We start from the raw sequence: 19333 nt of genomic DNA, 5'->3' as shown, positions 1-19333 counted from the left end.
CCAGGACGCGCATGCGAAGCTGGAGGCGACCCGGTTGAAGGAGGAGTGCGTGCCGAGCCCCAGCCCGCGTGGGACGTATCAGGTGATCTCTCAGGTGCTGCGCGAGCGGATCGCCGCTGGTGACTACGCCGACGGCTTGCCGTCGGAGGCGGAGATCGGCCGGGAGTTCGGCGTGGCGCGCACGACTGTGCGGCGGGCGCTGCGGGCCCTTGAAGACGCAGGGGACGTCAAGTCCGTGGCTGGTGTCGGGCGGGCGGTGGCCGGGGGCGCCGAGTCTCCGCCGTACGAGCGGATCATGAATGACCTGCTGGGGCAGATTCAGAGCGGGGAGCTCCCCGCCGGCGTCCGGCTGCCGAGCGAGGCAGTGCTCGCCGAGACGTACGCGGTTGCCCGTGGGACCGTGCGCCGTGCGGTGCGTGAACTGGAAACCTCCGGGCACGTCGAGGCTCGGCACGGCGTGGGGCGGTTCGTTCGCCCCTCCTCCTGACACCCGAAGCTCGAACTCCTGGTTCTGACTCTCTCGGAGGCGCTGGACATGCAGTTGGCCAATTGGGCCCACGATCTCGCCGAGTCTCTGCTCGCCAAGGACCTGCCCCGGCGGTGGGCTCACTCCCGGCGGGTCTACGAACAGGCCCTGACTCTGGCGCCGGCGCTCGGCGCCGACGCCGAGCTGTTGGCGGCCGCCGCCATCGCCCACGACGTCGGCTATGCCGAGCAGGCGGTGGATACCGGTCAGCACATGATTGATGGCGCCCGGTATCTGCGGGACGTGGTGGGGGCAGACCCGCGGTTGTGCAGCATCGTCGCCTTCCACACGTCCTCGCCGTGGGAAGCCTCCGAGCTCGGCTTGGCCAATGCGCTCGCCGAGTTCGGGCCGGCAGAGCCCGAGCTGGTCGACGCCATCACCTACTGCGACCTGACCAGCAGTCCAATCGGAGATCTGGTCGACCCGGCCCGACGGCTCGCTGAGGTGCTGGAGCGGTACGGGCCGGACCACGTCGTATTCCGGGCCGTGTCCGCGGCGCGACCGGAACTGCTGAAGCGGGTGGACCGGGTCCGGGAGCGGCAGACCGAGGCATTGGCGGGTCGGCTCAGCTGATCACCGGAATCGGCACATCTCGGAAGCCTTCATCCAGACGCCGGCGCGTGGTTGGAGAGATGACCAGGTCATTCAACTCCGACTGAGGCACCCACCGCACGGCGAACGACTCCGAGCTGACCTTGATCTCGCCACCGACGGGCCGGGCGCGGAAGCAGAGGGAGAACTCCTGCCGGACCTCGCCATCAGCGAAGGCAATGACGTGGCCGGGGTCCGTGAAGATGCCCACCAGGCCAACCACTTCAACGTGGATGCCGGTCTCTTCGAGGACCTCACGCACGACCGTGCCCGCGATGTTTTCCCCGACTTCCTGAACGCCGCCAGGCATGCCCCAGCGGCCGTTGTCGGAGCGTCGTTCGAGGAGAACTTCGCCGGTGTCGTTCACGACGAATGCCGTTACCGCGGGCACGATGCTGTTGGCCTTGGGTGCGTCCGGGTCGTCGAAGTAGTCGGTGCGGCGGCTCATGAGGACCTTTCGATGGGAACGGCTTCGTCCCAGACCTTCTCGAAGCTTTGCTGGTACGTCGAGGCCAGCTCGGCGCCCGCGACACGACGAAGGTGCAGGACCGGGGTCAAGGGTGCGCTCACGCCGTAAACCTGGGTGTTCACCAGCCATTCGTCGTCCGAGCGGTACAGGGAGTTGTGCAGCGTGGACCGGTGCATGCGGAACTCAATTCCTGCTACCCCGTACAGCGGGCGGTATAGCTTCATCACCTCCCGCACCTTGTAGGCCACCCCCTCGCCGATCTCTTCTTCCTGTCCCCGCCGCTGGACCTCCGGGCTGTCCGGATCCCCCAGGAGGATGCGAGCCCGTACCCCGGCCGCCGCCTTCTGACGAAGCAGTTGCGACCAGCGTGGGTTCTCGGCCAGGAACACGCCTGCGTGGACCAAAACCCCGATCTCCCGCTCGGCCCGGCCGAAGAGTTGGAGCCAGAGCTCGGGCGGGACGTAGGAGCGGTGTGGGTACACCTTGAGGACTTCGGCGTCGGCGGCGTCTTGGCGCTGCCCCTCTGGCAGACCGTTCGGCCAGAGGTAGGTCTCGTCCTTGCGCAGGTAAGCGGCTATCGCGAGGCGATGACGGCGGTACGGTGCCCGCCCTTGGGTGATCCACCGTTCCACAGTCTTCGGATCCACGCCGACGTGCTCGGCCATGACTTCGATCGTGACGCCGTGCGTGAGCATTGCCGACCGTAACCGCTCGTTCGCCATCCCAGCTCCCAGGGACGTCCAGGGACGTACTCGACTCCCCGAACGCTATCGAGGACGTCCCAAGTCGTCCAGGGACGTGGTGACTTCGTCCCGGGGGTCTGGGCCACTCTGATGTCACGCCCCAGGAGGGCCCGAAAGCAGCGAAGGACTTGACAGCCGCAATCGAGCGCTCCATCGTGAGATACACGTTCAAGCATGTATCTCATATTGCTAGGGACGGCTACGGCCGCCCTGACCTGGACGGACGTGTGCCCTGAGGGCCTGAGAGGGCTCTAAGGAAGCGCCGGTTCTTTGACAACTGAATGGGGATCACGCCGCCTCTCCTCGGCCAAGTAGGCGGCCACGCGGGTCTTCCGCGTGAGGTACAGCGCAACCCCAACCCTTCCGCGGTCACGCCGGCCGCGTCGGTTGCCTCCCCCGCCCGTCTCGTACGGGCGGGGTGCGGGGAGCTGGAGCTCCATCAGAACGTTTCTCTGCCCGGCGGTGGGACTCCCCACCAAGGTCGCCCGCCGCCGTGGCTCTCCCTGACCCTCCGATTCAGGAGTGCATTCATGCGTACGTACATCGGCGGCCACGAGGCCGTCAGTGCCAACGACTTCGTGGAACTGGCCCTGGGAACCCCGGTTGAGCTGTGGCTCGGGGTGGAGGGCGAGACCGAGGAGGAGCGCGCGGCCCGGCTGGCCGCGGCGCGCGACATCCTCGCCGAGAACCCCAACCTGCCGGATGACGTCAGCCGGGTCGCCGCCGAGGTGATCGAGGCCTACGCGCCGGAGCTGTTCAACGTCATCCCGGTCGGGCCGCGCCGCCCGGCCGCCCGCCGCCGCGCCACCGCCTTCAAGGGGGCCGCGTGACTGTCGAACCGTACGAGACCGTGGGCCTCGGACGCCCGTCCGTGCCGCCGCTCACCCGCCCGGAGATGGGTCTCGCCGGGGTCGGCGCCCTCGCGGCCGCCGGGGTCGGGGCGCTCGGCTTGATCTCCTCGTTCGACGCGGTCTCGGCCGCCGCCGGCCGCTGGGGATTCGGTGAACCGTGGATGCTGCCGGTCGGCATCGACACGGCGATCCCGGTGTTCACAGTGGCCAACCTGCTGCTGATCAGGATGGACATGGCACTGGTGTGGGTGCGGTTCGTTCCCTGGGTGCTCACCCTGATCACGTGCGGACTGAACATCGCCGCCGGGCACGGGCTGTGGGCCAAGGTCGCGCACGGCACAATGCCGCTGCTGTGGGTGGTTTTCTCCGAGATCGGCGCCCACATCTACGCCGTTCGCATCGGGGCCGCCACCGGCCGCCGGATGGACAAGATCCGCGCCTCACGGTGGCTGCTCGCCTTCCCCTCGACGTTCTCGCTCTGGCGGCGGATGACGCTCTGGGAGATCACCTCATACGCCGACGCGCTGGAGCGGGAGAAGGAGCGCCAGCTCGCCCGTGCCGACCTGCGCGAGGAGTACGGGTGGCGGTGGCGGTCGAAGACCCCACGCCGCGAACGGGTCCTCCTGCGGCTCGGCGAACTCGCACCCGAGGGCGCCGAGGAGCCGCCCGAGCCGAAGCTTGAACAGGAGGAACCGCCCAGGGAACTGAAGGCGCCGCGGAAGCGGCCCGCCCGCTCCAAGGCCAAGAAGGCTCCGCGGACCGCCGAGGAGCTCCTCGCCGAGGCCCGCGAGGCCACGGTGGCGTGGCCCGACAGTGCCGTCAACGCCGAGGCCATCCGCACGCACCTGCACTGCTCGGCCGCCAGCTCCCGCACCCTGAGGGACCAGCTCCTCGCCGACCGGGCCCACGCCCGGCCCCTCAACCCGATCGAAGCCGACACCGACGAGTCTGCGGCCGAGGCCCGCGAGGAGGTCGCAGCATGAACACCCTGACCACCACTCTCGCCGCGGCCTTACCCCTCGCAGCCGGCTGGTCCACCCACGTGCTGTGGCTCCGACGCCGCCTGCACACCGCCCGCCGCGACCCGCTCACCGGCCTGCACACCCGCGACGGCTTCACCCACCGCGCCGCCGATCTGCTGCGCAAGGAGCGCGCGGTCGTCCTCCTCGCCGACGTGGACGACTTCAAGCAAATCAACGACCGGTACGGCCACGCCGCCGGTGACGCGCTGCTGAAGGCTTCCGCGGACCGCCTCGCCCACTACGTCGGCACCAGCGGTGCCGCCGGCCGCCTCGGGGGAGATGAGTTCGCCGCCGTCATCCTCGACCCTCACGGCACGGCCGAGGACCTCTTTGCCGCACTCCACGCCGTGCTCGCCCGGCCCGCGGATGCTGCCCACCCGGAGCTCCGAACGACGGTCTCGCTCGGCTGGGTGCGGGCCGCAGACTTCCCCGGCGAGGACCTCTCTCAGCTGCTCGGCCGCGCGGACGAAGCCATGTACGCGGCCAAGCAGGCCCGCGCCGGTGTCAAGCGGGCAGGCCTGGGACGGCTGTTCGCCACGATGGCGGGGCGCCGCGCCGGCCGTCGCGGCGCCCGTACCGACACGACGGCGACGGGCGCGGCGGCCTGATGGCCGCCGTCACGCTCACCCAGTGCTTCGACCCGACCGGCGCGACGTACGGGATACCGACATACCCCTGGCGCTACGCCCCCAAAGGCCTGGTCACCCGCCGCCAACTCCGCGCCGAGGGCCCCCGCCCCGGAGGCCAGCCCATCGCCGCACAGCTGCTGCGCCCCCGCTACCGGCGCGAGCCGCTGGTTGCCTACCTCTACCGGATCGACCGGGCCCAGCCCGTGCGGGCGATGACCTCCCGCAAATGGGGCGCACTCGCCCTCGCGATGCTCGCCCGCCGCACCTGCCCGAACTGCCGCACCGACGCCGGGTACGTCATCCCGTCCTCGCTCGGCGTGTGCGTGTCCTGCGCCTACCCCGACGACCGCACGCCGACTGATCCCCGACCCCGAGAAGCCTGACCTCGCGGGCCCGGCCGCCTACCTCTCACAGCGCCGGCCGGGCCCGCCTTTCCCTTCACGCTGGAAGGAACCATCAGTGAAGCACCCCGACGACGAGAACGAACTCTTCTCCCGACTCGAAGCCGACATGGCCGCCGATCTCGGCGCCGACGTCGTCGACCTCGGCAAGGCACGCTCCGCCCGCGCCGAGTCGCCCGACTCCATCACCGGCACCGCCCCCGACTCGGTGGCCGACGCCGACCACGACGGGTCGGACGACCCGTCGGCCCGCCGGTTGGTCGACGGGCCGGACGTCCCCGGCCCCGGATACCTCGGCCGACTGGCCGGGGCGAAGCGGCGGGCGATCGTCCCGGCCTGGCTGCAGTCGACCACGGAACTGAAGACCGCGGCCCGCTGGGTCACCGGGCACTACGCGCACCTCGCCGGGTACCACGCCCTCCGCTCCCCGGTCTACGCCGGGCGCCTCGCGCTCCAAGCCCCGCGCGGCGCCGCCAGGTTTGTGGGCGGGAGCCTGCGGTGGGTGGCCGACCGCGAGGGTGAACCGGTCCGACTGGCCGCCGTCCGGCGCGAGGACGTCGGCGAGTACCTGAAGCTGTCCCGCCAGCGCGACGGCCGCGTCCGCCTCCGTACCCTGGTCGCCGCGCTCGCCACCGTGGTCGGCCTCGGCGCTGCGCTTGCGCTGTACGTCCTGGCGCCCGGCTGGCTCCAGGCGATCTCCCTCGGCACGGTGCTCCTCGCGCTCGGCGCGGCCGGCGGCCACGCGGACGCCCCGGTCGTCCACCGCGCGGTAGAGGTCACCAAGGCGCCCAAGCTCACCTCGGACATCGTCCTGCGAGCCCTCGGCGCCCTGGGTATCGCTCCCATCTCCCAGGCTCAGGCGAAGGGCAGGGACGGTTTCACCTTCACCGCGCCCATCACCCGCGACGGCCCCGGGTGGCGTGCCGAGGGCGACCTCCCGTACGGGGTGACCGTGACGGACGTGATCGAGCGCCGCGACAAGCTCGCTTCCGGCCTGCGCCGGCCGCTCGGGTGCGTGTGGCCCGAGGCCGTACCCGACGAACACACCGGCCACATGGTCCTTTGGGTGGGAGACCAGGACATGACCAAGGCGACCAAGCCAAAGTGGCCGCTGCTGGTCAGCGGCGTGGTGGACCTGTTCCAGCCCGTCGCCTACGGCACCGACCAGCGCGGACGCTGGGTCCACGTCACCCTCATGTACATCGCCGGGGTGATCGGCGCGATCCCGCGCATGGGCAAGACCTTCCTGCTCCGCCTGCTCCTGCTGATCGCCGCGCTGGACCCGCGGGCGGAACTGCACACGTACGACATGAAGGGCACCGGCGACCTCGACCCAGTCGGCAACGCCGTATCCCACCGACATGCCGCAGGCGACGACGACGAGTCCATCTCCTACACGCTCGCCGACTTCCGCGAACTGCGGGAAGAACTGCGGCGCAGGGTGAAGGTGATCCGCTCCCTGCCGCGGGACATCTGCCCGGAGAACAAGGTCACCAGCCTCCTCGCGGACAAGCAGTCCCTCGGCCTGCACCCCATCGTGATCGGGGTGGACGAATGCCAGGTCCTTTTCGAGCACCCCGAGCACGGCAAGGAATTCGAGGAAATCGCCACCGACCTGGTCAAGCGCGGCCCGGCCACCGGCATCGTGCTGCTCCTGGCCACCCAGCGCCCGGACGCCAAGTCCCTGCCCACCGGGATCTCCGCAAACGCCTCGGCACGCTGGTGCCTGAAGGTCATGGGCCAGACCGAGAACGACATGGTCCTCGGCACCTCCTCGTACAAGCGCGGAGTCCGCGCGACGATGTTCGCCTGGGGCGACAAGGGCATCCACTACTTCATGGGTGAAGGGGCCGACGCCCGGATCGTCGCCTCCACCTACGTCGACGCCCCCGGCGCCGAGACCATCGCCGGCCGGGCCCGCCAGGTCCGGAAGGACGCCGGGCGCCTGACCGGTCACGCCCTCGGCGAGAGCCCGGAGCAGGTCACCGGACCCTCCTACGACCTCCTCGCCGACGTCCTCGCCGTGGTCCCGGCGGCCGAGGAACGCGTGTGGAACGAGCGGATCGCCGCCCGCCTCGCCGAACTGCGGCCCGAGATCTACGGCGGCTGGAAGGGCGAGAACGTCACCAGCGCCCTCAAGCCCCACAACATCAGGACCCGCGACGTCGCCGGCATCAGCGACAACGGTAACCGCACCACCCGCCGTGGCATCCTCCGCGCCGACGTCGCCAAGACGATTGCGGAGCGTAGCGAAAAGCCCGGCGCCGCATAGCTCCGAATGGGTGCTACCGGTAGCACGCACACCCGCTACCGGTAGCACCCCCGCTAGCACCCCACACCGCATTTGATCAGGGAGCTAGTGCATAGCAACCCACCTGCGGAAACCCTGAAACCAGCCTGGGAGGGCCCTTCATGACCCCTGCCCTGTTCGCTATCACATGCCTGCTCACCATCACGTTCGGTTACAGCGGCTTGTGCGCGGCCTCGCCGTTCGGGACCTGCCGCACGTGTCGCGGCTTCGGCTTCGCACTCACCACCGACCGCAAGGGCCGCCTCAAGCGCGGTAAGCACTGCCGCCGCTGCGACGGCCACGGCAAGCGCATCCGGCTCGGCCGCTGGCTGTACAACCGCGCCGCCCGCACCTACCGCGCCGGCACCCGCTGATCCGTCCCGCCAACGAGACCGGAGCTGTCCCGATGACCTTCACCATCTCCGCCGTGCTCCTCTTCGGCGCCGCGTCCTTCTTCGCGCTCAAGACCAAGGCCGCGGGCGCCGGAGCCGCCATCGTCCTGTTCCTCTTCGGCTTCTTCGCCGCCGGCACCGGCGCGTACGAGCCCATCGCCAACGTCGTGAAGTCCACCGCCCAGGCACTCACCGACCTCGCCGACTAGGAGCCAGCCGTGACCGACCAGAAGCCCACACACGTCCACAACCCGATCCCGCTCACCCAGCCCACCGCGCCGGTCGTCCCCTTCCAGCCGCCGTCCCTGCCCGACGTCCAAACCGTGCAGCTCCCCGACGGCCGCCTCATCACCGGCTACGCCCTCACCCCCGTCAAGGAGCCCGAGCCGCACCGGCCGCGCCCGGCCATCAGCCCGCTCGCGGTGAACATTGCACTCGGCGGGATCGGCTTCGCCACCGCATGCGGCGGCCTGATGCTCCTGACCACCTTCATCGCCGCCGTTGCCGCGCTCATCCAGCAGCTCGTCATCCTCTCCGCGGTCGTCTCCGGCGGCTTCATCGCCATCCAGGTTCTCGGCACCCACCACGGCCGCGACCGCGGAACGGTCGTCAACATCCGACGGGCCGTTTTCAAGCGCAACAACTTCCACTGCTGAGGAGCAGACGTGTTCGAGATCCGCGTCATCTGCACCCCGACCGAAGCCAACGGCATCGCCAAGGCACTGTCCGCAACCTTCAAGACCGGGCCGGTACGTCAGCACCCCACCCGGGAGGGCGACCGCGTCCGCCTCTACCTCACCGCCGAGGAACAGCCCAGCCGCTGGCCGGCGCCCGAGGTCGCCTACGCCACCGCGCCGAGCATCATCAGCGAGATCGGATGGACCGCCAGCGGAGTCCGGGACTGCCTGCACGGCATCCAGGTCCGAGAGTTCTGGCTCCGCAAGGCCGCACTCCTGGACCGGATCGCCCTCACGGACAACGACCCTCAGAGCGACGCCGCCACGCTCGCCGTCGAAGCGGCCCGGCGCCTGATGGCCATCGACGACCCCGCCGGCCTCGGCCCCAGCGGCTACGCCGACGGCCCATACACCCCGGACCACCCGGACAGCATCCGCGAGCCCCGCAACTACGCCCGCCAGGAATACGCCTGCTGGATCCGACACCAGTAACTCCGCCCGCGGCGGCGGGACTCCCCACCAAGGTCGCCCGCCGCCGCGGTTCTCCCTCCCCGTCCGAAGACAGACAGGAGACACCAAGCATGACCCACCTCAAGCCCGTTGCACACCGGGCCAAGGAGCTCCCCTTACGTCTCAACCTGGACGGCCGCCCCACGGCGCCCCGGCACCTGCCCACAGCTCTCTCGCTCGCCGAACGGGGCCTGCCCGTGATGCCGCTGCGGGAGGACAAGGGCCCCATGGGCAACTGCCGCGCCTGCCAGAAGAACATCTGCGGGGGCCGACCGAACATGAAGACCCCCGGCCCGTGCGCGTGTGCGGCGCCCTGCCACGCCTGGGCCGCCGCCACCACCGACCCGCACATCCTTACCTCTGCCGCCTGGGCCGCGGCCTGGCGGCAGGCCGCGGCCGTCGCCTACCACCCCGGTGGCGCCGAGGTCACCGTGGTTGACCTCGACAACGCCGACGCGATCGCCTGGGCCCGGCAGCGCCTGCCCGCCACGCGGACCGTGGCCAGCACCCGCGGGGAGCACTGGATCTACCGAGGTTCCATGACCTCCCGCAACGGCGTCCGGCCTGGCGTGGACATCAAGTCGGTCATGTCCTACGCCCGGTGGCTCGGCCCCGGCACCGGCACCATGGCGCTGCTGCCCGATGCCGTGCGCGCGCTCGCTGCGAAGGAGCCCACAGCGGCCCGACCTGTATCGGGCGCCACCGCCGTCTCGGCGCCGGCCGGGGGTGGGCAGTGCCCCCACCGCTCGCCCGCCTACCTGGAACGCGGCATCGCCATGGCGGAGCAGCGGATCGAGGAGGCCTCGGACTGCATTCACAGGACCGTGTTTCGGATGTTCCTCGCCGTGCTGTCCGCGCACGGCCGGTGCGGCTGCCTCACCGACGGCCACATCGGCCGCCTGTTCGCCGCCGCGCAGGAGAAAGGCGAGTCGCTGCGGCACTGCGAGGACGCCTGGACCAACGCCCGCACCACGCTCGGGATGTGACCGTGACCGACGAGGACAAGACCCCGGCACGCCAGATCATCACGGACTACGCGCAGGCGCACTTCCGGTACTTCCGAACCACCGAAGGCACCGTCTACGCACAGAAGAACGGGCACCCCGTCGCCCGGCCGATCCGCTCGCAGGGCACGACCGGTAGCCACCGTCAGGAACTGATGGTCGGCCTCTACAACGACGGCAAAGGCTCCTTCAACGGCTCCGCCCTCAAGGAGGCCCTGGACTTAATCGAAGCACTCGCACTCAGCCAGGACGTACAAGCCACCCACATCCGCGTGGCCCCCGGATTCGACGGAGCGACCTGGCTCGACCTCGGCCGCGACGACGGCCAGTCCGTACGCATCCACCTCACCGGCTGGGACATCCTCACCCCCGACCCCCGAGAAGTGTGCTGGCGGCGCACCCAGCTCACCGGCGAACTCCCCCTCCCCGAAAAGGACACCGACGGCAAAGGCATCGACGCCCTGCTGAGGCTGTGCAACTTCGCCAACGCCGAAAGCGAATGCCTCGCCGTGGCGTGGCTGATCGGCTGCCTGGAACCGTCCGTACCCGTCCCCGCACCGTTCCTCACCGGCCCCCAGGGCGCCGGCAAGTCCACCGGCGGCCGGATGCTCGTCCGGATCATCGAAGGCATGACCGGCGACCTGCGCCGTGCCCCGAAGGACGAAGAGAACCTGATCACGGCCGTCGCAGCAGGCTGGGTCACCGCGCTCGACAACCTCTCTCACCTGCCCCCGGACCTCTCCGACCTGATGTGCTGCATCGTCACCGGCGCCGAGAGCATCAAACGAGCCCTGTTCACCGACGGCGACGTCGTCCGCTCCCGCTACCGCCGCCCCCTCCTCCTCACCGGCATCGACGTCGGCGTCATCCGCCCCGACCTCGCCGAACGCCTCCTGCCTCTCCGTCTGGAGCGGCCCCGCGTACGGCGCACGGAGGCGGAGTTGTGGGCGGAGTACGCGCAGGTGCTGCCGGTCATCCTCGGCTCGCTGCTGGACCTCGCTGTCAAGGTGCGGGCGACCGAGGCCGAGATTCCCACTGACCTGCGGATGGCGGATTTCGCCCACCTCTGCGCCCAGCTCGACACCGCCACCGGCCTCTGCGCACTGGGCGCCTACCGGGCCAGCCTCGACGACCTCAACGATGACGTCATCGAAGGCGACCTCCTCGCACAGACCGTCCTCAAGCACGCCGCCGGCCTCGACCCGGGCGAGGAGGTGCGGATGACCTCGACCGAGTGGCTGCACGCCCTCACACAGCTCTACACCGGCGACGACTTCCGCACCCTGCCCAAAGGGTGGCCCACCACCGGCAAGGTCCTGTCCGACCGCCTCAAGCGGCTCCAGCCCACCCTCTCCGCACGCGGCGTCCTCGTCGACTGGGGCCGCACCAGTACCGCCCGCTACATCGAGATGACCCGACCGGCCACCCCACCGCCCAGCCAGCAGCAAGCGGCGTTCTGACCGCCGCCGCGACCGTCGGCGTTCAAGCAAGAAGAGCACCCGCCACCCGGGGGTGCGTGCTCCTCTTGCTGTTCCGGCGGCTTGCCGCCGCTGCAAGGGACGTGCCGCGCAGCGGCTCCCTCTTCACGCTCGAAGATGCACCGCACCACTACAGACACCACCCCTCTCTTTTTCCTAAGAGAAGAGACGCTGCGTCACCCACGTCACAACCAGGGTCCAAACGGCTTGTGACCTGCGGCTACACCGGTGACGCAGACAGCCAACGGCTGCGTCATCACGCGTCACCCGCGTCACCGGCCCGCGTCACCCCGGTGACGATGACGCAGGCCGGTGACACACAGACCAGCTGCCACGTCATCGAAAACCGCAGGTCAGAACGACTGATGACCCAGACGACGCGATGACGCAGGAATCCGGACCTCGGACACACACCCGCCGGAGGAGCAATGCCCGCCGAGACTGCCCCCCGCGCCATCCCGCGCGGCGGACTCCCCGACCGTTACCTCAACCCCGAAGACGTTGCCGAGATCCTCGACGTCCCGGTGGAGACCCTCTACCAGTGGCGCAAGAAGCGGACCGGCCCGCCCGGATTCCGCGTCGGCAAGCACACCCGCTACGACCCTGTCGATCTCTACGACTGGATCGCCGAGCAGAAGCGCAAGGACATCAGCCAAGCCGCCTAACCCACCACACCACCGCCGAGGGCGGGCCCACCCGGGCCCGCCCTCGGCGCTTGCCCAGAAAGGCCCATACGTGGCAGGCCACATCCAAGACCGGTGGTTCAAGACCGAGCAGGGACCCGACGGCAAGCCCCGTCGGATCAAGACCGACCGCTACGGAAGCGGCATGCGCTACCGCGCCCGGTTCATCGGACCGGACGGCACGGAGAAGTCGAAGAGCTTTCCCGACAGGCAGAAGCGGCTCGCCGAGAAGTGGCTGGCCCACATCGAGGCGGATATGTCCCGGGGGCAGTACATCGATCCCGCCGCCGGCCGGATCACGTTTCGGGAGTACGGAGAGAAGTGGCTCGCGTCGCTGACGACAGATATGACGACGCGATCGTCTGTCGAGGTGCAGATCCGCAAGCACGCGTTCCCGTACCTCGGCACGCGGCCCCTCGACTCCTTCCGGCCGGAGCACATCCGTGACTGGCTGAGCGAGCTGGAGCAGGTCCTGCCGGTCTCCTCGTACCGGCGCGTCATCTTCGCGAGCGTGTCTGCCGTCCTCGCCGCCGCGGTAGACGATGAGTTGCTGGCGAAGAACCCGTGTAAGGCCCGTACGGTCAGGGCGCCCGCTCCGGTGGCTCCGAGGGTCAGGCCCTGGACGCCCGAGCGGCTCTTCGCCGTCCGGGCGGCGCTGCCGAAGCGGTACCGGGCGATGGCGGATGCCGGCGGGGGGCTGGGACTCCGACAGGGGGAGATCTTCGGCCTGTCGGACGACCCCGAGGACTTCCGCGGTGAATGGCTCCGGGTGGCCAATCAAGTGAAGGTGGCGAACGGGCACCTCGTCTTCGGTCCGCCCAAGCGGGAAAAGGAACGGGATGTGCCGCTCCCCCGCCGCATCGCGCAGGTACTGCGAGAGCACCGCGAGGAGTTCCCACCGGTGGACGTGACGCTCCCCTGGCTGAAGCCGGACGGGCCGCTCGTCACCAAGCGGCTGCTGTTCTCCCTCCCGGGCGGAGGCGCGGTGCGGCGCACCGACTTCAACACCCGCGTGTGGAAGTTCGCCCTCGTACAGGCCGGCGTCATCCCGGAGCCGCGGCCGGGCGAGCGCCACCAGGCCGCGCGCGAGCACGGGATGCACGCGCTGCGGCACTTCTACGCGTCCGTCCTACTGGACTCGGGGGAGAACATCAAGGCCTTGAGCACGTACCTCGGGCACGGCGACCCCGGCTTCACGCTCCGGGTCTACACGCACCTGATGCCTAGCAGCCACGAGCGCACGCTGCGGGCCGTGGACGAGATCTACAGGGCCGCCGGTCCGGCGGCTGACGGCCCACAGACGGCCCAGGAGGGGTGAAACGGGTCCGGGCCGGCGGCTGAGTGCCGCCGGCCCGGGGTGCCGTGTGACTGAGGTACCGCCGTTGACCTGCGGTTACAGGACCGGGAGGTTCTTGCGGAGTTCGAAGGCGGTGACCTCGGAGCGGTACTCCTCCCACTCCTGCTTCTTGTTGCGGAGGAAGAAGTCGAAGACGTGTTCGCCGAGGGTTTCGGCGACCAGTTCGCTGCGTTCCATCAGGGAGATGGCCTCGCCGAGGTTCTGCGGGAGGGGTTCGATGCCCATGGCGCGGCGTTCGGCGTCGGAGAGGGCCCAGACGTCGTCGTCGGCGCCCGCCGGGAGTTCGTAGCCCTCCTCGATGCCCTTGAGGCCGGCCGCGAGGAGGACGGCGTAGGTGAGGTACGGGTTGGCGCCGGAGTCGATCGAGCGGACCTCGACGCGGGAGGAGCCCGTCTTGCCCGGCTTGTACATCGGGACGCGGATCAGGGCGGAGCGGTTGTTGTGGCCCCAGCAGATGTACGAGGGGGCCTCGCCGCCCGCGCCGGCACTGCGCGAGGAGCCGCCCCAGATGCGCTTGTAGGAGTTGACCCACTGGTTGGTGACCGCGGCGGTCTCGGCGGCGTGCTTGAGCAGGCCCGCGATGAAGGAGCGGCCGACCTTCGAGAGCTGGTACTCGGCGCCCGACTCGTAGAAGGCGTTGCGGTCGCCCTCGAAGAGGGAGAGGTGGGTGTGCATGCCCGAGCCCGGGTACTCCGAGAAGGGCTTCGGCATGAAGGTGGCCTGGACGCCCTGTTCGAGGGCGACCTGCTTCATGACCAGGCGGAAGGTCATGATGTTGTCGGCCGTGGAGAGGGCGTCGGCGTAGCGCAGGTCGATCTCCTGCTGGCCGGGGGCGCCCTCGTGGTGGCTGAACTCGACCGAGATGCCCATCGATTCGAGCATGGTGATCGCCTGGCGGCGGAAGTCCATCCCCACGTTCTGCGGGGTGTGGTCGAAGTAGCCGGAGTTGTCGGCCGGGACCGGGCGGGTGCCGTCCAGCGGCTTGTCCTTCAGCAGGAAGAACTCGATCTCCGGGTGGGTGTAGAAGGTGAAGCCCAGGTCGGAGGTCTTGGCCAGGATGCGCTTGAGGACGTAGCGCGGGTCCGCGAAGGACGGGGAGCCGTCCGGCATGAGGATGTCGCAGAACATCCGGGCGGTCCCGGGGGCCTCGGCGCGCCACGGCAGTATCTGGAACGTGCTCGGGTCCGGCTTGGCGATCATGTCGGACTCGTAGACCCGTGCGAAGCCCTCGATCGCGGAGCCGTCGAAGCCGATCCCCTCGTCGAAGGCCTGCTCCAGCTCCGCGGGCGCGACCGCGACGGACTTGAGGAAGCCCAGTACGTCGGTGAACCACAGGCGCACGAAGCGGATGTCGCGCTCCTCAAGCGTCCGGAGGACGAATTCCTGCTGCTTGTCCATGCCTTCATCCTCGCAGTTCAGACGGCCTGTGCACCACCGCCTCGTGGGTCGGGGCACAGTCGGGCCGGCCCAGTATCGCCAGTGGTGGTTTCCGCCACATTACGCACCCGGGAAAGCTCGCGGCACCCCCGCACTGACCTCGGAGCGGTCATGAGCATTACCATCTGCGCCCATGGGGGGCCTGCAGTGCGTGCGGCCGGGGCGTCGGGGACGTCCCGGGCTTCGGCGCGCCCTCCTCCTGGCGGTCTTCGGCGCGCTGGTCGGGGTGCTGACCGGCGCGCTGTTCCTGTGTGCGTCCCGCTCGGGCGAGTCCCGCATGTCGCACGGAAGCGCCCAGGCGGGCGCGGCGCGGGCCGAGCCGGGGGCGCACGGCACGACGCACGCCGTCTGCGTGTCCCCGTACGACCTGCCCGGCTGCTCGTCCCTCGCGCACGTGACCCCGGGCGTCCTGCCCGTACCGCCGCCCGCCGTGACCGTGCCGGGCGGCGGGCCGCCGCCCGCCGCCGAGACCTCCGGGGCGGGCCGGATCCGGCCGCCCGAGCCGCTCGCGCGCGCCCCCGACCTGCATGCCCTCCAGGTGCTGCGGACCTGACCGGTCCGGTTTTGCGTTCCACCCACCCCCCTCAGCAGAAGGAACCAGGGCACATGGCCAGCAAGTCCGGCAGGACCCCCCAGAACACCGACCCGCACTCCCGCCAGGCGCGCATAGCCGAGATGCGCCGCGCCGAAAAGACCCGGGAGCGGCGCAACAAGGCCATCGCGATCACGATCTCGACGGTCATCGTCGCCGGTCTGGTCGGATTCGGCGCCTGGGTGCTGATCGACCAGAAGCAGACCGAGCAGCGCAAGAAGGAGGCCGCGGAGCAGATCCGCAAGGAGGCCGAGGAGGTCCGCAAGAAGCCCGTCGAGGGCGAGCAGCTCTGGGACGCGAAGACGCTGGGCCGCAACCACGTCGAGACCCCGGTGAAGTACGAGATGAATCCCCCGGTCGGCGGTGACCACCACCCCCGCTGGATGAACTGCAACGGCGACGTCTACAAGAACCCGCTGCCCGAGGTGAACGCCGTGCACTCGCTGGAGCACGGGGCCGTCTGGGTCACGTACAACGAGAAGGCCGCCAAGGCCGACGTGGACAAGCTCGCCGCGACCGTCGGCAAGACCCCGTACACGCTGATGAGCCCGGTCAAGGAGCAGACCGGCGCGATCATGCTCAGCGCGTGGGGCAAGCAGCTGACCGTGGAGACGGCGGACGACCCGCGGGTGAAGCAGTTCTTCACCAAGTACGTGCAGGGCGAGCAGACCCCCGAACCGGGCGCGGCCTGCACGAGCGGGCTGGCCGCCAAGTGACCGGCCGCACCCCCCGTACGTACTGGGTCGCGGGCACGGCCGTCCTGCTGGCACTGCTGTTCGCGGCGGCGGCCACGGTCGCCGCCGCGAACGGCGATCCCGGTGCGGCGCGCCCCCTGCCCGCCACCCCGGGGCTCCACTCCCCGGACGCCGGCTTCGCCCGGGACATGGCGGTGCATCACCAGCAGGCGGTGGAGATGTCCTTCATCGTGCGGGACCGCACCGGGGACGAGGCGGTACGCACCCTCGCCTTCGACATCGCCAACACCCAGGCCAACCAGCGGGGCATGCTGCTCGGCTGGCTGGACCTGTGGGGGCTGCCGAAGGTGGTGGCCGACGAGCCCCCGATGTCGTGGATGGGGACTTCCGCAGGCCACGGGGACCATGCGGGCCACGGCGCCGCCAAGCCCGGTGCGCTGATGCCCGGCATGGCCACCAAGGAAGAGCTGGAGCAGCTGGGAGCCGCCTCCGGGCGGGACGCCGAGGTGCTCTTCCTCCAGCTGATGACCGACCACCACAGGGGCGGCGTCGCGATGGCCGAGGGCTGTGCGCAGCAGTGCGCGACCCCGGTCGAGCGGGCGCTGGCCCAGGGCATGGTCGACGCGCAGCGCTCGGAGCTCACCCTGATGGCGGACATGCTGGGGAAGCGCGGGGCTGCGCCGCGCGGGTGACGGGACACGCGCCGCGCGGGTGACGGACACGCGCCGCGCGGGTGACGGACACGCACCGCGCGGGTGACGGACACGCACCGCGCGGGTGACGGGGCACGCCCGTACCGTGGTGGGAGGGCGCCCTCTCACCCGTACGGGCGTGTGCTCCCGCGCGTGGAGTCGCACGAAGAGCCCTGGGCGGGGGACGCCGAGGCGGGCGCAGCCGCGCCCCGCCGCTCGTACGGCGCTCAGGAGGTTGATGCGATGACCACCGCCGGAGAGATCATGCACAAGGGGGCCCAGTGGATCCCCGCCACCGAGACCCTGGACCGGGCCGCCCAGCTGATGAGCGAGCTCAACGTGGGCGCACTGCCCATCAGCGACTCCGAGGAACGGCTCTGCGGGATCCTGACCGACCGCGACATCGTGATCGGCTGCGTGGCCAAGGGCCACGACCCGTCGAAGACCACGGCCGGTGACATGGCCCGGGGCACGCCGCGCTGGATCGACGCGGGCGCGGACGTCTCCGAGGTGCTGGAGGAGATGCAGAGCCACCAGATCCGCCGGCTGCCGGTGATCAGGAACAAGAAGCTGGTCGGCATGATCAGCGAGGCCGACCTGGCCAAGCACCTCTCCGACGAGCAGATCGCGGGCTGGGCCGAGAAGGTCTACGCGAGGAGCTGACCGCCGGCGTCGCGGACCGCCCGGGCCACCTGGTCCGGGCGGTCGAGCATGACCAGGTGCCCGGCCGGCTCGGCGACCTCGAAGCGGGCGCCCAGCACGTCGGCGAGGTCTGCCTGGCGGGCCAGCCAGCGCAGGGCGCGGCGCCCGGCCGAGCCGTCGTGGCCGGCGAGGACGGTGGCGGGGGCGGCCAGCGGGTGCGTCCCGCGCAGGGCGAGCAGCTCGGCGGCCATGTCCGGGTAGCGGGAGTTCTCCAGCAGGGCGCCGCGCCAGACGCGTCCGGTGCGGTAGCAGCGGCGTACGAGGTCCCGTGCGGCCGGGTCGGGGCCGCCGGTGCGGGAGGCCCGTACGGTGGCGCGCCGGGCCAGTGGCCCCAGCGCGGCCGGCAGCCCGGCGGCGGTCACCGCCCGGCCGAGCGCACGGGCGGCGCCGGTGCGCAGCGCGGCGGCCAGCACCGTACGGGGGTGCTCCTCGACGCTGCCGTCGAGGAGGACCAGGGCGGCGGTGCGCTGCGGGTACAGGCGGGCGAAGGCCTCGGCGTGGAACGCGGCGATCGAGTGCCCGACGACGGTGACCGGGCCGGTGAACCCCAGCGCGTCCAGCAGGCCGGCGATCCGGTGGGCCTCCCCGGCGGTGGTCGGCGGCTCGGCGGCCGGGCCGCTGAGGCCGTGGCCGGGCCGGTCGAAGCGGACGACGGTGCGGCCCGAGGCGGCGAGCGGTTCGGCGACCGGGTCCCAGTCGAACCAGGCCATGGCGAGCCCGGCGCTGAGCACGCACACGGGACCCCGGCCCTCGACGACGACATGCAGCGGCACCCCGTCCACGCGGACGAAGCGACCGGTTCCGCGCGCGTACGGAGCCGCGTACGGGTTCCCGTACGGATCCACGCGCGGCGTCACGTACGGCCTTCCTTGTGGACCGAGTAGGCGAGCAGGCCGAGCCAGAGCGCCACGAGCAGCACCTGGAGCCGCTGCCCGGCGCCGAGGGCCCAGGTCCCGCGCCCCGCGGTGAACATCGCGATGGCGGTGAGCGTCCACGCGGTGGCGAGCAGTTCGAGGGCGACGAGCGCGGGGCCGTAGCGGGCCAGCGGGGCGAACCAGCCGTAGCGGCGGGCGGCGACGGTCAGGGCCAGCAGGCCGACGAGGGCACCGGTCATGGCGAGGCTGCTGCTGACGGCATGGGCCCGATGGGTGGCGGGGACCAGGCCGGCGGTCTCCAGGGCGGCGCATTCGGGGTCCACGGTGGGCGTACAGCTCAGCGGCAGCCAGGCGTCGGCGGCGGTGGCCGCGCCGAAGAGGGTGACCCCGGCCCAGCCGACGACCGCCCAGGGGCGGCGCGACTCGGCGTACTTCAGCAGCCGGGACAGGGCCAGCAGTCCGCCCGCGAAGGCGAGCAGCCCGGCGGTGAAGTCGGTGGCCCGGAAGAGGCCGCCGAGCGGCTGGTCCTGGGCGGCGAGCTCGCTGACGTACGTCTCGATGGGGTTGAGGCCCGTGGAGAGGACGACTTCCAGTACCCACGCGGTGTAGGCGGCGCCGGCGAGACCGATCAGGACGGCGACCGGCCAGGCGGTCTGCGGAGAGAGTCCATGTGGGGACATAGTGCGACTAATCCTAAGCAGACCCGGGGGTCGGTCC

The 19333-nt window shown here is 70.8% G+C and carries 24 protein-coding genes; 19 read left to right on the top strand and 5 right to left on the bottom strand.

The genetic code is table 11. The features are described 5' to 3' along the window. Positions 1 to 49 precede the first annotated feature (49 nt). Entirely contained in the window at positions 50 to 487 is a 438-nt protein-coding gene (locus tag RIU97_RS28360; RefSeq protein WP_404960409.1) for a GntR family transcriptional regulator, read from the top strand. Between the two features lie 48 nt (positions 488 to 535). Next, complete coding sequence (locus RIU97_RS28355; protein ID WP_404960408.1) at positions 536 to 1099, top strand: HD domain-containing protein; 564 nt, start codon at positions 536 to 538, stop codon at positions 1097 to 1099. On the opposite strand, the gene RIU97_RS28350 is transcribed toward RIU97_RS28355, so the two are convergent. Both RIU97_RS28350 and RIU97_RS28345 read right to left on the bottom strand, forming a co-directional pair. Then, on the bottom strand, positions 1092 to 1565 hold the full coding sequence (locus tag RIU97_RS28350; RefSeq protein ID WP_404960407.1) for an NUDIX domain-containing protein: 474 nt from the start codon (positions 1563 to 1565) through the stop codon (positions 1092 to 1094). The two genes, RIU97_RS28355 and RIU97_RS28350, sit on opposite strands and share 8 nt — an antisense overlap. Further along, entirely contained in the window at positions 1562 to 2308 is a 747-nt protein-coding gene (locus RIU97_RS28345; RefSeq protein ID WP_404960406.1) for an XRE family transcriptional regulator, read from the bottom strand. Before RIU97_RS28345 ends, RIU97_RS28350 begins: the two co-directional genes overlap by 4 nt. Before the next feature lie 551 nt (positions 2309 to 2859). On the opposite strand from RIU97_RS28345, the gene RIU97_RS28340 reads away from it, so the two are divergent. The 13 genes from RIU97_RS28340 (at position 2860) to RIU97_RS28280 (ending at position 13584) form a co-directional block, all read left to right on the top strand. Beyond that, positions 2860 to 3159 (top strand): hypothetical protein, encoded by a 300-nt coding sequence (locus RIU97_RS28340; RefSeq protein ID WP_387124827.1) that lies wholly within the window; start codon positions 2860 to 2862, stop codon positions 3157 to 3159. 65 nt (positions 3160 to 3224) lie between these two features. Beyond that, positions 3225 to 4163: a DUF2637 domain-containing protein gene (locus tag RIU97_RS28335; protein ID WP_404962971.1), complete on the top strand. Its 939-nt coding sequence runs from the start codon at positions 3225 to 3227 to the stop codon at positions 4161 to 4163. Continuing rightward, positions 4160 to 4810 (top strand): GGDEF domain-containing protein, encoded by a 651-nt coding sequence (locus RIU97_RS28330; RefSeq protein WP_404960405.1) that lies wholly within the window; start codon positions 4160 to 4162, stop codon positions 4808 to 4810. The genes RIU97_RS28335 and RIU97_RS28330 overlap by 4 nt, the downstream gene beginning before the upstream one ends. Further along, positions 4810 to 5214 (top strand): RRQRL motif-containing zinc-binding protein, encoded by a 405-nt coding sequence (locus RIU97_RS28325; protein ID WP_404960404.1) that lies wholly within the window; start codon positions 4810 to 4812, stop codon positions 5212 to 5214. Before RIU97_RS28330 ends, RIU97_RS28325 begins: the two co-directional genes overlap by 1 nt. Positions 5215 to 5290: 76 nt before the next feature. Then, positions 5291 to 7504, top strand: a complete 2214-nt coding sequence (locus tag RIU97_RS28320) for a cell division protein FtsK (protein WP_404960403.1) — start codon at positions 5291 to 5293, stop codon at positions 7502 to 7504. 140 nt (positions 7505 to 7644) lie between these two features. After that, positions 7645 to 7896, top strand: coding sequence for a hypothetical protein (locus RIU97_RS28315; protein WP_404960402.1), 252 nt, complete (start codon positions 7645 to 7647; stop codon positions 7894 to 7896). A gap of 32 nt (positions 7897 to 7928) precedes the next feature. Continuing rightward, on the top strand, positions 7929 to 8123 hold the full coding sequence (locus RIU97_RS28310) for a hypothetical protein (RefSeq protein ID WP_266838727.1): 195 nt from the start codon (positions 7929 to 7931) through the stop codon (positions 8121 to 8123). 9 nt (positions 8124 to 8132) lie between these two features. Continuing rightward, positions 8133 to 8570 carry a hypothetical protein gene (locus tag RIU97_RS28305; protein WP_404960401.1) on the top strand — a complete coding sequence of 146 codons (438 nt, stop codon included), beginning with the start codon at positions 8133 to 8135 and terminating at the stop codon, positions 8568 to 8570. Between the two features lie 9 nt (positions 8571 to 8579). Then, a complete protein-coding gene (locus RIU97_RS28300; protein WP_404960400.1) occupies positions 8580 to 9083 on the top strand; it encodes a hypothetical protein in 504 nt (167 codons plus the stop codon). Positions 9084 to 9301: 218 nt separating this feature from the next. Then, the gene (locus RIU97_RS28295) at positions 9302 to 10087 is read left to right on the top strand and encodes a bifunctional DNA primase/polymerase (protein WP_404962970.1); all 786 of its coding nucleotides are present in this window, start codon (positions 9302 to 9304) and stop codon (positions 10085 to 10087) included. A 2-nt stretch (positions 10088 to 10089) separates the two neighbouring features. Then, positions 10090 to 11565, top strand: a complete 1476-nt coding sequence (locus RIU97_RS28290) for an ATP-binding protein (protein WP_404962969.1) — start codon at positions 10090 to 10092, stop codon at positions 11563 to 11565. Between the two features lie 446 nt (positions 11566 to 12011). Next, complete coding sequence (locus RIU97_RS28285; RefSeq protein WP_404960399.1) at positions 12012 to 12248, top strand: helix-turn-helix domain-containing protein; 237 nt, start codon at positions 12012 to 12014, stop codon at positions 12246 to 12248. 70 nt (positions 12249 to 12318) lie between these two features. Further along, a complete protein-coding gene (locus RIU97_RS28280) occupies positions 12319 to 13584 on the top strand; it encodes a tyrosine-type recombinase/integrase (RefSeq protein ID WP_404960398.1) in 1266 nt (421 codons plus the stop codon). 75 nt (positions 13585 to 13659) lie between these two features. Here RIU97_RS28280 and RIU97_RS28275 read toward each other — a convergent pair whose 3' ends face one another. Continuing rightward, on the bottom strand, positions 13660 to 15021 hold the full coding sequence (locus RIU97_RS28275) for a glutamine synthetase family protein (protein ID WP_030717411.1): 1362 nt from the start codon (positions 15019 to 15021) through the stop codon (positions 13660 to 13662). A 172-nt stretch (positions 15022 to 15193) separates the two neighbouring features. Here RIU97_RS28275 and RIU97_RS28270 point away from each other — a divergent pair, with 172 nt between their 5' ends. From RIU97_RS28270 to RIU97_RS28255, 4 genes are all read left to right on the top strand, one after another. Then, entirely contained in the window at positions 15194 to 15613 is a 420-nt protein-coding gene (locus RIU97_RS28270; RefSeq protein ID WP_404960397.1) for a hypothetical protein, read from the top strand. 53 nt (positions 15614 to 15666) lie between these two features. After that, the gene (locus RIU97_RS28265; protein ID WP_404960396.1) at positions 15667 to 16368 is read left to right on the top strand and encodes a DUF3105 domain-containing protein; all 702 of its coding nucleotides are present in this window, start codon (positions 15667 to 15669) and stop codon (positions 16366 to 16368) included. Beyond that, positions 16365 to 17039, top strand: a complete 675-nt coding sequence (locus tag RIU97_RS28260; RefSeq protein WP_404960395.1) for a DUF305 domain-containing protein — start codon at positions 16365 to 16367, stop codon at positions 17037 to 17039. The genes RIU97_RS28265 and RIU97_RS28260 overlap by 4 nt, the downstream gene beginning before the upstream one ends. 243 nt (positions 17040 to 17282) lie before the next feature. Then, positions 17283 to 17702, top strand: a complete 420-nt coding sequence (locus RIU97_RS28255; protein ID WP_404962968.1) for a CBS domain-containing protein — start codon at positions 17283 to 17285, stop codon at positions 17700 to 17702. Here the strand turns inward: RIU97_RS28255 and RIU97_RS28250 are convergent. Both RIU97_RS28250 and RIU97_RS28245 read right to left on the bottom strand, forming a co-directional pair. After that, positions 17687 to 18523: an alpha/beta fold hydrolase gene (locus tag RIU97_RS28250; protein ID WP_404962967.1), complete on the bottom strand. Its 837-nt coding sequence runs from the start codon at positions 18521 to 18523 to the stop codon at positions 17687 to 17689. The genes RIU97_RS28255 and RIU97_RS28250 overlap by 16 nt on opposite strands. A 71-nt stretch (positions 18524 to 18594) precedes the next feature. Next, entirely contained in the window at positions 18595 to 19296 is a 702-nt protein-coding gene (locus RIU97_RS28245) for a DUF998 domain-containing protein (RefSeq protein ID WP_404960394.1), read from the bottom strand. Positions 19297 to 19333: the final 37 nt, after the last annotated feature.

Source organism: Streptomyces sp. 147326 (assembly GCF_045000215.1).
Taxonomy (GTDB): Bacteria; Actinomycetota; Actinomycetes; order Streptomycetales; family Streptomycetaceae; genus Streptomyces.
The sequence above is the reverse complement of the archived record's forward strand: the minus strand, read 5'-3'. Positions and strand labels throughout refer to the sequence as shown.